The organism is Sphaerisporangium fuscum, assembly GCF_018531465.1.
GTDB classification, from domain to species: domain Bacteria; phylum Actinomycetota; class Actinomycetes; order Streptosporangiales; family Streptosporangiaceae; genus Sphaerisporangium; species Sphaerisporangium fuscum.
The window spans coordinates 15,223-28,264 of sequence record NZ_JAHDTF010000019.1 but is presented as its reverse complement, the minus strand read 5'-3'; the positions used below and the strand labels follow the sequence as shown (position 1 = coordinate 28,264).

Here is a 13,042-nt window from a genome sequence, read left to right as displayed (position 1 = left end):
TAGGGCGGCGACCAGCTCTTCGCGGTCGGTCACGGTGTACACGTGGGCGGCGTCGGCCGCCGATCCCCCCGTCGTGCCGGTGGTGGCCGAGGCCCAGCCGTCGCCGGCGGGCAGCGTGCGCCGTCCGAGCGGGACGTCCCGGCCGGACGAGGCCGACGCGGGGACCGCGGCGAGCGCCGGCGCGCACAGGGTGGCGGCGAGGACGGCCATGGCCCGTCGGGGGAGGCGTGAGCGTGCTCTCATGCGGCCATCTCCTACGTACATGATGCGGAACGACATTCACGTACATGAACAGCTGGACGGTAAGGCCGATCCGGCGGGCGGTCAAGGGAGCCGCCGAAACATCTAGGGCCGCTGGTCGAAATGTTTTGGTCATCCCCAGGAGGGTTGACACCGCCGCCGCCGCGTTCCTACCTTGACGGCGCGTCCACAAGCGTGAACCGGATTCAGAAATGTGTCACCCCCCGACCGAACGGAGCGCGAGGTGGCTGTCGCCAGGACAACGCCGGCCAGGGGACGTCCCCCCGTCCGGCGCTGGGCGCCGTACCTGCTGATATCGCCGACCGTCCTGCTCATCGCAGTGTTCCTCGTGTACCCGATCGGCAGCGTCCTGTACTACAGCCTGCGCCACCACAACCTGACCCAACCGTGGGCCGACGGCTTCGCCGGGCTGGAGAACTTCCGGCGGATGCTCACCGAGGACCCGCTGTTCTGGTCCAGTCTGGGCTTCACGGCCAAATGGGTGGTCGTCGAGACCGGCCTGCAGCTCGTGCTCGGACTCGCCCTCGCGCTCATCGTCAATGAAAGTTTCATCGGCCGGGCCCTCGCCCGATCGCTCGTCTTCTCGCCCTGGGCGGTCTCCGGGGTGCTCACCACGGGCATCTGGATCCTGCTCTACAACCCCACCACGGGCATCCTGCGCTACCTCGGCGCGCCGGAGACGGCCGTGCTCGGCAACCCCCACACCGTCTTCGGCGCGGTGGTGGTGACCGAGCTGTGGCGCGGCGTGCCGTTCTTCGCGATCCTGCTGCTCGCCGGCCTGCAGGGCGTGCCCGGCGAGCTGTACGAGGCCGCCGCGGTCGACGGGGCGGGCCGCGTGCGGAGGTTCCTGCACGTCACGCTGCCCCACCTGCGCGACGCGATCGTGCTCGCCACGCTGCTGCGCTCGGTGTGGGAGTTCAACAACGTCGACCTGATCTACACGCTGACCGGCGGCGGGCCCGCCCAGGTGACGACCACGCTGCCGCTGTACGTGGCCCAGCGTGCCATCGACTCCAAGGACTTCGGGTACGGCTCCGCGCTCACCACGGCGGGGTTCCTGATCCTGCTGTTCTGCTCGCTGCTGTACCTCCGGCTGAGCCGGTTCGGCGCCGACCGCAACGGATGAGAGACGCAGTCATGGCAACCGAGGTGATCGCACGCGGCGGCACCCGCGCGCGCAGCGGGGCCGCCCCAGGCTCCCGGAGGCGGGGCCGGGGCAGGGTGCTCCGGCTGTACGTCCCCCTGGCGCTCTACCTGGCCTTCACGCTGATCCCGTTCTACTGGATGATCGTCTTCGCGCTGCGCCCCGCCGGGTCGAACGCGCCGGTGCCGTGGCCCATCACCTTCGAGCACTTCGCGACGGTCTGGAATGACATCGGCTACGCCGTCTTCTTCAAGAACAGCGTGATCGTCGGCGTGCTGTCCCTGGTCGCCACCACGGTGGTCGCGCTCATGGGCGGGTACGCGCTGGCGCGGTTCCGCTTCCGCGGGCGCACGCTGTTCGTGGTCACGCTGCTGTGCACCCAGTTCATCCCCGGCGCGATGATGCTGATCCCACTGTTCGGCATCTTCAAGGGCCTCGGGCTGATCAACTCGCTGTGGAGCCTGGTGGTGGCCGACACGGTCTTCAACCTGCCGCTGTCGCTGATCCTGATGAGCGGATTCGTTTCCGCGGTGCCCTTCCAGGTCGAGGAGGCCGCGATGGTGGACGGCTGCACCCGCGTGCGGGCCTTCTTCGCGGTCGTCCTGCCGCTGCTGCGGCCGGGCCTCGTCGCCGTCGGCTCGTTCGCCTTCATCCACACCTGGAACAACTTCCTGTTCGCGCTGATGTTCATGAGCAGGCAGGAGAACTTCACGATCCCCGTCGGCCTCAGCTACACGATCGGGGAGTACAGCGCCGACTTCGGGGCCCTGGCGGCGGGCGGCGTGGTGGCGGCCGTACCCGTCGTCTGCGTGTTCGCAGTGATTCAGCGCTACCTCGTGCACGGCATCAGCGCCGGCGCCGTCAAGGGGTAGCACCCCCCGCCTGGAGGACACCACATGAGACCGATCACCAAGGTCGCCGCGACAGCCCTCGCGGTCCTCGCGCTGTCCGTGACCGCCGCCTGCGGCTCGGGGAGCGAGGGGCCGGGCAGGACGACGATCACCTTCTGGGACAACAACGGCGGCGTCCGCACGCCGATCTACCAGGAGCTGATCAAGAGGTTCGAGAAGGCCAACCCGACGATCCACGTGGCCTACGTCGGCATCCCGATCGCCTCGGCGCAGCAGAAGTACGACACCGCCGTCGCGGGCGGGGACACCCCCGACGTCGGCGGCGTCACCACCGGCTACCTCGCCGACCTGACCGGACAGCAGGCCCTGGAGCCGGCCGACGACTACCTGGCCAGGAGCCCGCTCAACGGGAAACTGCTCGACGGCATGCTCACCTCCATCAAGCAGACCGGCTCCGACGGCAAGCTCTACATGGTCCCGGCGACCTCCAACCTCGACGTCGTGTGGTACCAGAAGGACAGGCTCTCCGAGGCGGGCGTCACCCCGCCCAGGACCTGGGACGACTTCTTCGCGGCGGTGAAGAAGCTGACCAGGGCCCCCGAGCGGTACGGCTGGACGATCCGCGGCGGCGCCGGTTCGATCTTCCAGCTCCTCGCCGAGGCCTACGCCTACTCCGGCGTCACCCGATTCTTCGACGCCTCGGGGAAGAGCACGGTGAACGACCCCAAGAACGTCGAGCTGGTCAGCAAGATCGCCGCGCTGTACAAGAAGGACACGCCCGAGGCGGACGTCACCAACGACTTCCCGAAGATGGTGGCGCAGTTCACCAGCGGCAAGGTCGCGATGATGCACCACAACCTCGGCTCCTACAACGACCACGTCAAGGCCTTCGGGGCGGACAAGGTCGACGCCTACCCCCTGCCGGTCGGCGCCTCCGGCAGGCGCACCATCCTGGCCAACCCGGTCGACGGTTTCGCGGTGTTCAAGAACAGCGAGCACAAGGACGCGGCCTGGAAGTTCGTGGAGTTCCTGCTGTCGAAGGAGAGCAACAGCTACTGGAACCGGCAGGCCGGTCAGATCCCGGCGAACAAGGAGGCCCAGGCCGACGCCTGGCTCGACGAGCGGCCGTACCTGAAGAACGCCGTCGAGGTGCTCGGCGACCCGGCGACCGTCATGGTCTCCCCGCCGTACTACCTGCCGCAGTACTCCTCCATCACCAAGGCCGACTCCGAGCCGCTGTTCCAGAAGGTGCTCCTCGGCCAGATGAAGCCCCAGGAGTTCCTCGACACCATGGCGCGGAAGCTCACCGAGGCCCAGGCCGGATGGAAGAAGGCCCACTCCTAGGCGATCCCCCGAAGGGAAGGTAGTCGCATGGCCGTCATCGAGCGCGTCACCGTCACGGTCTTCACCACCGTCACCCGATCGGTGGTCGACGGGCACGGCCACCGGCATCCGGGCCCGCCCAGGGAGGTCGAGGAGGCGCTGCTGGAGATCACCGACAGCGACGGCGCGAAGGGCTACTGCCTGGGGCAGCCGGAGACGCTGCGCGAGAGCATGATCCGGGCGCACGTGCGGCCCGTCCTCGAAGGCCGGGACGGGCTCGACCGCGAGCGCCTGTGGCACGCGCTGGCGCGCAGGCAGCGAGGCGCGCACGGCAACCTCACCGACCGCCTGCTCAGCACCGTCGACCAGGCCCTGTGGGATCTCATGGGCCGCAGACTGGGCCTTCCGGTGTGGCGGCTGCTCGGCGGGGCGCGCTCGAGTGTCCCCGCCTACGCCAGCACGATGTGCGGCGACGACATCCCCGGGGGCCTCGCCACGCCCGCCGACTACGCCGGCTTCGCCAAGGAACTGGTCGCGCGGGGCTACCGGGGCATCAAGCTGCACACCTGGATGCCGCCCATGCCGCACGGCGTGGACCTCGACATCAAGGCGTGCACGGCGGTGCGGGAGGCGGTCGGCCCGGACGTCGCGCTGATGCTCGACAGCAACCACTGGTACAGCCGGACCGAGGCGCTCAGGCTCGGCCGCGCCCTCGACGAGCTGGGTTTCGCCTGGTACGAGGAGCCGATGGAGGAGGCGTCGGTGCAGTCGTACCGGTGGCTGGCGGCCCAGCTGGCCACGCCGGTCCTCGGCCCGGAGACCTCCTGGGGCAAGCATATGGCGCGGGCCGAGTGGGTGGCGGCGCAGGCGTGCGACATCCTGCGGGTGGGGGTCGTCGGCTCCGGTGGCATCATCCCGGCGGTGAAGGCCGTGCACACCGCCGAGTCGTTCGGGATGGGCTGCGAGATCCACGGCAACGGCTCGGGGGCGCTGGCGGTCATCGGCGCCACCCTGTGCGGCGAGTGGTACGAACGCGGGCTGCTGCACCCGCACTCCGACCACGACACCCCGCCGCCGCACCTGCGCTCGATCATCGACCCGCTGGACGACGCCGGGAACGTCGCGATGCCGGACCGTCCAGGCCTGGGTGATGATCTTGACGTGGACCACATCGCTGCCCATACGGTTGCCACATGGTGAAAAACATCCTTATCACCGGCGCCGCCGGCCGGATCGGAGCCTGCCTGACCGAGGGGCTGCCCCGGTACGGCCACCGGCTGCGCCTTCTCGATATGAAGCCGGTCGAGGGCACCGAGCACGAGGTGATCGCCGGTGACATCCTCGACCCGGCGGTGCTGGAGCGGGCCATGAAGGGCGTCACCGACGTCGTCCATCTGGCGGGCACCCCCTCGCCCTCGGCGAGTTTCGAGCGGACGCTCACGCTCAACATCGAGGGCACCTACCGCGTGTTCGAGGCCGCCCGGCAGGCCGGGGTCGAGCGCGTCGTCTACGCCAGCAGCAACCACGCGGCGGGCTTCACCCCGCGCCAGGAGATGGCCCCGGCCGACACCCCGGTGGCCCCCGACTCGCACTACGGCGTCTCCAAGGCCTACGGTGAGGCCCTCGGCCGCTACTACTCCGACAGGTACGGCATGCGGGTGGCCTGCCTGCGGATCGGCACGTTCGAGCCGCGCCCGGACGCGCCGCGCGCGCTGTCGACGTGGCTCAGCCCGGGCGACATGGTGCGCCTGGCGCAGGCCTGCCTGACCGCCCCGGACCTGACGTTCGCCATCGTGTGGGGCGTCTCGGCCAACACCCGCAGGTGGTGGGACCTCGCCCCCGGCAGGGCGCTGGGGTACGAGCCGCAGGACGACGCCGAGGTGTACGCCGAGGGCATGCCGGAGCTCGACCCGGCCGATCCGGAGTACGCCTACGCGGGCGGTCGCGTCGTGGAGTCGTGACCGGTGACAATAGAGGCGACGCGCCAGGGGAGGACGCCGATGACAGAGCAGGGAACCTCGGCGCCGCACGTCAAGTCGGCCGTGCGCACCGTGGAGCTTCTCGACTTCTTCGCGCAGTATCCCGGCCTGCACAGCCTCTCCGACCTGCAGGGCAAGCTGGGCTACCCCAAGAGCAGCCTGCACGCGCTGCTGCGCACGCTGGTCGACCTCGGCTGGATCGAGACCGACGTGACCGGCACGCTGTACCGCATCGGCATGCGCGCCCTGCTGGTCGGCGCGACCTACATCGACGGCGACCCGGTCGTCCAGATCGCGCGCGACGCGCTCGACTGGCTGGCCGAGGTCACCGGCGAGACCGTCCACCTGGCCCGGCTCGACCACTTCGACGTGGTCTACCTCGCCACGCGCGCCTCCCGGCACTACCTCCGGCCCTTCACCAGGGTCGGGCGACGGCTGCCGGCGAGCACCACCTCGCTCGGCAAGGCGATCCTCGCCACGCGTGACGAGGCCGAGGTGGCGCGCCTGCTCCCGCCGGAGCTGCCCAGGCTCACCAGGCACACCATCGTCGACCAGGGGCAGCTGGTCGCCGATCTGCGCCGCATCCGCAAGCGGGGCTACGCCGTCGACCGTGAGGAGAACACCGAGGGGCTGCGCTGCTTCGGTGTCGCCCTCGACATCGCCTACCCTCCGCGCGACGCGGTCAGCGTCTCGGTCCCCGTGCCGCGCCTGACGGCGGGCCGCGACAAGGAGATCGCCGCGTGCCTGCTGGAGGCGCGCGACCGCATCGAGGTGGCCGCCCGGGGCGTCCGCCGCACCTACTGACGACCGCCGCGAGTGCCGCGGCTTGATCCCCCACGTCTGGAGTTGTTCTATATGGCAAGATAGCATTTCATGTAGCGGGATGGAGGCATGGTGGAGGTACGGTACGCGACCGCACCCGACCAGGTGCCGGGCATGACGACCGACCGGCTCAGGGAGCGTTTCCTGGCGGAGGAGCTTTTCGTCCCCGGAGAGGTCCGCCTGGTGTACTCCCACGAGGACCGGATCGTGATCGGAGGGGCCGTCCCCGGCGACACGCCGCTCACGCTCCCGTGCCCGGACCCGCTGCGCGCCGAGTACTTCCTCCAGCGCCGTGAGCTCGGCGTGGTCAACGTCGGGGAGGCGGGCACGGTCACCGTCGACGGCACGGCCCACGAGCTCGGCCCCAGGGAGTGCCTGTACGTCGGCAGGGGAGCGTGCGAGGTCTCCTTCTCCGGTGGCGCCTTCTACCTCGTCTCCACCCCCGCGCACACCGGGCACCCGACCGTCAGGGCCACCCTGGAGGAGGCCGAGCCCACGCGCCTCGGCTCCCAGGAGGGCTCCAACGACCGCACGATCCACAAGTACATCCATGCCAAGGGCATCCAGAGCTGCCAGCTCGTGCTCGGCGTCACCGTGCTGGAGCCCGGCAGCATGTGGAACACCATGCCGTGCCACACCCACGAGCGGCGCACCGAGGTCTACCTCTACTTCGACCTCCCCGAGGACCAGCGGGTCGTGCACCTGATGGGCAGGCCCGAGGAGACCCGCAACCTGATCGTGGCCGACCGCCAGGCCGTCATCTCCCCCTCCTGGTCGGTGCACTGCGGCTTCGGCACCAGCAACTACGCCTTCGTGTGGGCGATGGGCGGGGAGAACCAGGCGTACGACGACATGGAGCAGGTCGCGATCGGCGCGATGCGGTGATGTTCTCGCTGGAGGGCCGGACGGCGCTGGTCACCGGCACCCGCACCGGCATCGGCCGGGCGATCGCGGTGGGCCTGGCGAGGGCGGGCGCCGACGTCGTCCTGCACGGCCACCGCGACGACCTGGACGAGGTGGAGGCCGAGGTCCGCAAGGCCGGCCGGGAGGCCTGGCGCTGGGTGTACGACCTGTCGGACGTGACGAGGCTCCCCGGGGCCGCCGAGGAACTGCTCGGGCGGCACCGCGTCGACATCCTCGTCAACAACGCCGGGATCATCCGCAGGGCGCCCGCCGCCCGGCACTCCTACGCCGACTGGCGGGCCGTGCTCGACGTCGACCTCGACGCGGTCTTCCTGCTCAGCCAGGCCGCCGGCCGTCCCATGCTGCGGCGCGGCTCGGGGAAGATCATCATGATCGCGTCGATGCTGTCGTTCCAGGGCGGCGTCAACGTCGCCGGGTACACCGTGGCCAAGCACGCCGTGGCCGGGCTCACCCGGTCGCTCGCCTGCGAATGGGCGGCCCGGGGAGTGCAGGTCAACGCCATCGCCCCCGGGTACATCGCCACCGACAACACCGCGCCGCTGCGTGACGACCCGGGGCGCGAGTCCGCGATCAGGGATCGCATCCCCGCCGGTCGCTGGGGCACGCCCGGCGACCTGGCCGGCGCGGCGGTCTTCCTCGCCTCGCCCGCCTCCGACTACGTCAACGGCCACGTGCTGGCCGTCGACGGCGGCTGGCTCGCCCGGTGAGCCGTTCGGCCACGACGCCGGCCGGGGACGCCTGTTAGTAGGCTCGGGACGTGGTCAGGGAAGGCAGCTCCATCGACAAGGCGCTGGCGGTGCTGGAGGCGATCGCCGAGCACCACCGCGTGACCGACATCGCCGCGGCGACCGGCGTCTCCAAGTCGACCGTTCACCGCATCCTGCAGTCGCTCGTCGAATGGGGCTTCGCCCGCGCCGACGGCACCGGGGGGTACGAGCCGGGGCCGCGCATCCTGACCCTCGCGGGCAGGGTGATGACCCGTTTCGACCCCTCGCGCCAGGCGTCCGCGGCGCTGCGCGCCCTGCACGAGCGCACGGGTTACACCACCCACTTCGGCATCCGCAGCGGCGACGAGGCCGTCTACGTCGACAAGCTCGAGGGCCGCAGGCCCTACCAGATGCCCTCCCGGGTCGGCATGAGCCTGCGCCTGCACTCCACGGCCATCGGCAAGGCCATCCTGGCCGCGCTGGGCGACGACGAGGTGCGGGCCATCGCCGGGCGCACCGGCCTGACGCGGCTGACGCCCGCGACGATCACCGACATCGACGACCTGCTCGACCACCTCGGCACGGTGCGGGCCCTCGGCTACTCGATGGACGACGAGGAGAACGAGCCGAGCATCCGGTGCGTCGGCGCCGCCGTCTTCGACCACACCGGCCAGGTGCTCGGTGGCATCTCCATCTCGGCCCTGGCCATGGACATGGAGCCCGACGCGCTGGAGCGACTCGCCCCGGTGGTCGTCGGGGCCGCCCGCGAGGTCTCCCTGGCCCTCGGCGCCCCCTCGCGGGCTCAGGCGGGGACGGAGGCCTTCCCCGGGGCGGCGTCGGAGCCGAGGGAGTCGACCAGGGCATCGCGGTCCGGGCGGGGCTCCGGCTTGAGGAGACCGATGACGACGTAGAGCGCCAGCGACGTCACCAGGGGCGCGGCGACGACCAGGGTCTGGTCGGCCGAGGCGATCACCCACTTGACGACGGCCCACACGCCGAGGCCGGCGGCCCAGGAGACGATCGCCGCCGTCGGCCCGCTGCGCTTGAACCAGGGCAGCAGGCCCAGCATGAGCGGGATGGAGATCGGGCCCATCGTGGCGGCCACGACGTCGACCACGATCTTCAGCACCACGCCCTGCCCCTGCGTGACGATGGCGATGGTCATGCTGGTCACCACGAACACGAACGTCGTGACCCGGGCGAGCTTGAGCGCGCCCGCGGCCGTCGGCGTCCGCAGCCGGCGCACGAACACCGGCAGGATGTCCCGGGTGATCACCGCCGAGATCACGTTGGCGTCGGAGGAGACCATGGCCATGGTGTGCGAGAAGAAACCGGCCAGCACCAGGCCGATCAGCCCCGTGGGCAGCAGTTCCTGCGCCAGCCGTACGTACGCCTGGTCGGAGTCGGCCAGGTTCGGCACGATGAGCGGGGCGGCGAACATCGGGATGAAGAGGATCAGCGGCCAGATCAGCCACAGGGCGCTCGACAGCAGTGCCGCCCGCTTGGCCTGCGATCCGGAGGGCGCGCCCATGTAGCGCTGGGCGAGGTTCCACATGCCGCCGTTGTACTCGAAGGTCTTGATCAGCAGGAACGCGAAGAAGTAGGCGCCGGTGTACGGGCCGGCCAGCGGGGCGCCGTGGCCGGGCGGGAGCTCGCCCCACATGGTCCACAGGGTGGAGACGCCGCCGAGGTGGGCGAGCACGGCCACGAACATCACCACGCCGGCCACGGCCTGGATCACGAACTGCCCGAAGTCGGTCAGGACGTCGGCCCACAGGCCGCCCACCGTCACGTACACCACCGTCACCGCGCCGGTGAGCGCGATGCCGTACTGGATCGGGATCCCGGCGAAGCCCTTGAGCAGCACGGAGATCGCGACCCACTTGGCGGCGATGTCCACCACCTTCAGCAGCGCGCCGCTGTAGGCCATGACCTGCTGGGTCGGCAGGTTGTAGCGCCGGGTCAGGTATTCCAGCGGCGAGACCACGCCGTGCTTGGCGCGCAGCCGGTTCCAGCGCGGGGCGAACAGGAAGGCGCCGATGCCCACGCCGACGCCGATCGTCAGCGCCCACCAGACGTACACGGTGAGCCCGTAGTCGTAGGCGACGGCGGCGAACGCGACGAACATGACCGCGCTGTAGCCGGACATGTGGTGCGAGATCCCCGACAGCCACCAGGGGATCTTCCCGCCTGCGGTGAAGTAGTCGATGACGGTCCTGATGCGGCTCCTGGACCACACCCCGATGACGACCATGACCAAGAAGTAGGCCGCCAGCACGGACCAGTCGAGTGCGGACATCGATCCTCCTTCCAACGCCCCGTTGGAAGTGAGATTCCATTACATAAAACACTATGTCAATACATAGAACACAATCCTCGGGGCCTCTCGGCGCGCCTCCCGCCGTCCCGCCCACCTCAGAGGTAGCGTCCGTACCATGGCCACCCGTACGTCGAAAAGCAGCCCGAAAGGCTCGGCCAAGCGGTCACCGTCCTCGCGTACGTCCACCGCCAGGCGTCCGGCCGGCACGAGGCCCTCGGGCGCGCGCTCCGCCGCCCGGCCCGCTGCCCGCCGCCCGGCGTCCGCGCCTCCCGATCCGATCAGCTGGGTCTTCCTGATGATCGGCAAGCTCTTCGTCGGGGTCTGGCTGCTGTTCGCCAACGGCGTCGGCACCGCCGCGCGGGCCTTCGGGCAGCAGGCGCGCGAGCTCGACCCGGCCCACCGTCGCGACGGCCTCGGGCTCGCGGTGCTGGGCGGGGCGATCGTCCTGGCCGCGATGACCTGGCGCACCACGCGCGGCACGGTGGCCACCGTGGTCGACACGGTGCTGCGCGGCGCCTTCGGGTCGCTGGCCTGGGCGGTGCCCATCCTGCTGGCCCTGGTGGCCTGGCGCCTGCTGCGCCATCCCGACCAGAACGCCGACACCGGCCGCATGATCATCGGCTGGACGGCGCTGCTGGCGGGCCTGCTCGGCATCATCCACGTCGCGCACAACACGCCGTACCCCTCGCCCCCCTCGGGCACCGACGGCATGGACAAGGTGGCGGCGGCGGGAGGCCTGATCGGGTTCATCGTCTCGGCCCCGCCGTCCAGCATCCTGCCCGCGTTCATCACGATCCCGCTGCTCATGCTGCTGTCCGGGTTCGGCATCCTGGTGATCACCGCCACGCCCGTGCACCGCGTGCCCGAGCGGCTGGCCGAGATCCAGCACATGCTCTTCAGCAAGAGCACGGAGGCCGCGCCGGCCAAGGGGGCCAAGGACGGCGAGCGCGCCGGCGCCCGCCGTCCCCGCAAGACCCGCCCCGCCGCGTCCGGGCAGGCCGCCAAGCCCGCGCCGCAGGACGGCGATGTCGGCGAGCACGTCAAGCCGTACGACACGCCGCTCGTCGCCGAGGACCAGGACAAGCTCTCCGATCATTCACCGGAGATCGTGCCCGGGCTGGTCGACGACGTGGTGGAGCCCACCGAGCCGCTGGAGCCGCGCCGCGGCAGCGTCCCGCCCGACCCCTCTCCGGCCCCCCGCAAGGTCGAGCAGCTCGTGCTCTCGCCGCAGGCCGGGCCGTACGTCCTGCCCGACCTGCAGGTGCTGCGTCCGGGCACGCCGCCGAAGCCCCAGACCAAGGCCAACACGGTGGTGGTCAACGCGCTCAGCAGCGTCCTGGAGCAGTTCTCCATCGACGCCCAGGTGATCGGCTTCACGCGCGGCCCGACGGTGACCCGGTACGAGATCGAGCTCGGCCCGGCGGTCAAGGTCGAGAAGGTCACGGCGCTCACCAAGAACATCGCTTACGCCGTTAAATCAGCAGATGTACGGATTTTGTCCCCGATTCCCGGCAAGTCGGCCATTGGGGTCGAAATCCCCAACACCGACAAAGACCTGGTCAGCCTCGGCGACGTGCTGCGGTCCCAGGTCGCCCAGGCCGACCACCACCCGATGATCGTCGGGCTGGGCAAGGACGTCGAGGGCCGCACCATCGTCGCGAACCTCGCCAAGATGCCCCACCTGCTCATCGCGGGCGCCACCGGCGCCGGAAAGTCGGTCTGCGTCAACGGGCTGATCTCCTCGATCCTGATGCGCGCCACGCCCGACGAGGTGCGCATGGTCCTGGTCGACCCCAAGCGCGTCGAGCTGAACACCTACGAGGGCATCCCCCACCTGATCACCCCGATCATCACCAACCCGAAGAAGGCCGCCGAGGCCCTCGAATGGGTCGTGGGCGAGATGGACCGCCGCTACGACGACCTGGCCGCCAGCGGGTTCCGGCACGTCGACGAGTTCAACAAGGCCGTCCGCGCCGGCAAGCTGGTGCCCCCGCCGGGCAGCGAGCGGGTCTACCAGCCCTACCCCTACCTGCTGGTGATCATCGACGAGCTGGCCGACCTGATGATGGTCGCCCCGCGCGACGTCGAGGACTCCATCGTCCGCATCACCCAGCTCGCCCGCGCCGCCGGCATCCACCTGGTGATCGCCACCCAGCGCCCGTCCGTCGACGTCGTGACCGGCCTGATCAAGGCGAACGTCCCCTCCCGGCTGGCGTTCGCCACCTCCTCGCTCGCCGACTCGCGGGTCATCCTCGACCAGCCCGGCGCCGAGAAGCTCGTCGGCCAGGGTGACGCGCTCTTCCTGCCCATGGGCGCGAGCAAGCCGATGCGACTGCAGAACGCCTTCCTCTCCGAGAAGGAGATCGGCGAGATCGTCGCCCACTGCAAGGCGCAGATGCAGGTCGAGTACCGCGACGACGTGGCCGCCGTCAACACCGCCAAGCGCGAGATCGACGAGGAGATCGGCGACGACCTCGACCTGCTGATCCAGGCCGCCGAGCTGATCGTCACCACCCAGTTCGGCTCCACCTCCATGCTCCAGCGCAAGCTGCGCGTCGGATTCGCCAAGGCGGGCCGGCTGATGGACCTGCTGGAGAGCAGGAACGTCGTCGGCCCGAGCGAGGGATCCAAGGCGCGGGAGGTCATGGTCAAACCCGACGACCTGCCCGGCCTCCTCGCCGACTTGCGGGGAACGTGACCCCTCCGCGACC

At 70.3% G+C, this 13,042-nt stretch carries 11 protein-coding genes; 10 read left to right on the top strand and 1 reads right to left on the bottom strand.

Going from position 1 to position 13,042, the window contains the following annotated elements; all coding sequences use genetic code 11:
* The first annotated feature begins 484 nt into the window (after positions 1 to 484).
* The 9 genes from KIK05_RS23555 to KIK05_RS48990 all read left to right on the top strand — a co-directional run bounded on the left by KIK05_RS23555 (position 485) and on the right by KIK05_RS48990 (position 8,922).
* Positions 485 to 1,387: a carbohydrate ABC transporter permease gene (locus KIK05_RS23555; protein WP_214412982.1), complete on the top strand. Its 903-nt coding sequence runs from the start codon at positions 485 to 487 to the stop codon at positions 1,385 to 1,387.
* An 11-nt stretch (positions 1,388 to 1,398) separates the two neighbouring features.
* On the top strand, positions 1,399 to 2,277 hold the full coding sequence (locus KIK05_RS23550; RefSeq protein ID WP_250563318.1) for a carbohydrate ABC transporter permease: 879 nt from the start codon (positions 1,399 to 1,401) through the stop codon (positions 2,275 to 2,277).
* A 24-nt stretch (positions 2,278 to 2,301) separates the two neighbouring features.
* A complete protein-coding gene (locus KIK05_RS23545; RefSeq protein ID WP_214412980.1) occupies positions 2,302 to 3,600 on the top strand; it encodes an ABC transporter substrate-binding protein in 1,299 nt (432 codons plus the stop codon).
* Positions 3,601 to 3,627: 27 nt separating this feature from the next.
* Entirely contained in the window at positions 3,628 to 4,779 is a 1,152-nt protein-coding gene (locus KIK05_RS23540) for an enolase C-terminal domain-like protein (protein WP_214412979.1), read from the top strand.
* Positions 4,773 to 5,540, top strand: a complete 768-nt coding sequence (locus KIK05_RS23535) for an NAD-dependent epimerase/dehydratase family protein (RefSeq protein ID WP_214412978.1) — start codon at positions 4,773 to 4,775, stop codon at positions 5,538 to 5,540. The genes KIK05_RS23540 and KIK05_RS23535 overlap by 7 nt, the downstream gene beginning before the upstream one ends.
* 39 nt (positions 5,541 to 5,579) lie before the next feature.
* Positions 5,580 to 6,362, top strand: a complete 783-nt coding sequence (locus KIK05_RS23530; protein WP_214412977.1) for an IclR family transcriptional regulator — start codon at positions 5,580 to 5,582, stop codon at positions 6,360 to 6,362.
* Between the two features lie 87 nt (positions 6,363 to 6,449).
* Positions 6,450 to 7,265 (top strand): 5-dehydro-4-deoxy-D-glucuronate isomerase, encoded by an 816-nt coding sequence (gene kduI / locus KIK05_RS23525; RefSeq protein WP_214412976.1) that lies wholly within the window; start codon positions 6,450 to 6,452, stop codon positions 7,263 to 7,265.
* Positions 7,265 to 8,011 carry an SDR family oxidoreductase gene (locus tag KIK05_RS23520; protein ID WP_214412975.1) on the top strand — a complete coding sequence of 249 codons (747 nt, stop codon included), beginning with the start codon at positions 7,265 to 7,267 and terminating at the stop codon, positions 8,009 to 8,011. The genes kduI and KIK05_RS23520 overlap by 1 nt, the downstream gene beginning before the upstream one ends.
* Before the next feature lie 50 nt (positions 8,012 to 8,061).
* Complete coding sequence (locus KIK05_RS48990) at positions 8,062 to 8,922, top strand: IclR family transcriptional regulator (protein WP_214412974.1); 861 nt, start codon at positions 8,062 to 8,064, stop codon at positions 8,920 to 8,922.
* On the opposite strand, the gene KIK05_RS23510 is transcribed toward KIK05_RS48990, so the two are convergent.
* The gene (locus KIK05_RS23510) at positions 8,814 to 10,310 is read right to left on the bottom strand and encodes a sodium:solute symporter family protein (RefSeq protein WP_214412973.1); all 1,497 of its coding nucleotides are present in this window, start codon (positions 10,308 to 10,310) and stop codon (positions 8,814 to 8,816) included. The genes KIK05_RS48990 and KIK05_RS23510 overlap by 109 nt on opposite strands.
* A 136-nt stretch (positions 10,311 to 10,446) precedes the next feature.
* Between KIK05_RS23510 and KIK05_RS23505 the strand changes: the two genes are divergently transcribed.
* On the top strand, positions 10,447 to 13,029 hold the full coding sequence (locus KIK05_RS23505) for an FtsK/SpoIIIE family DNA translocase (protein ID WP_214412972.1): 2,583 nt from the start codon (positions 10,447 to 10,449) through the stop codon (positions 13,027 to 13,029).
* Positions 13,030 to 13,042: the final 13 nt, after the last annotated feature.

Excerpts from the sequence above, each read along its gene's own strand:
- KIK05_RS23540 (WP_214412979.1), top strand. The coding sequence starts at position 3,628 with ATGGCCGTCATCGAGCGCGTCACCGTCACGGTCTTCACCACCGTCACC.
- KIK05_RS23505 (WP_214412972.1), top strand. The coding sequence starts at position 10,447 with ATGGCCACCCGTACGTCGAAAAGCAGCCCGAAAGGCTCGGCCAAGCGG.
- KIK05_RS23550 (WP_250563318.1), top strand. The coding sequence starts at position 1,399 with ATGGCAACCGAGGTGATCGCACGCGGCGGCACCCGCGCGCGCAGCGGG.
- KIK05_RS23545 (WP_214412980.1), top strand. The coding sequence starts at position 2,302 with ATGAGACCGATCACCAAGGTCGCCGCGACAGCCCTCGCGGTCCTCGCG.
- KIK05_RS23530 (WP_214412977.1), top strand. The coding sequence starts at position 5,580 with ATGACAGAGCAGGGAACCTCGGCGCCGCACGTCAAGTCGGCCGTGCGC.
- KIK05_RS23535 (WP_214412978.1), top strand. The coding sequence starts at position 4,773 with ATGGTGAAAAACATCCTTATCACCGGCGCCGCCGGCCGGATCGGAGCC.
- kduI (WP_214412976.1), top strand. The coding sequence starts at position 6,450 with ATGGTGGAGGTACGGTACGCGACCGCACCCGACCAGGTGCCGGGCATG.
- KIK05_RS23520 (WP_214412975.1), top strand. The coding sequence starts at position 7,265 with ATGTTCTCGCTGGAGGGCCGGACGGCGCTGGTCACCGGCACCCGCACC.
- KIK05_RS23510 (WP_214412973.1), bottom strand. The coding sequence starts at position 10,310 with ATGTCCGCACTCGACTGGTCCGTGCTGGCGGCCTACTTCTTGGTCATG.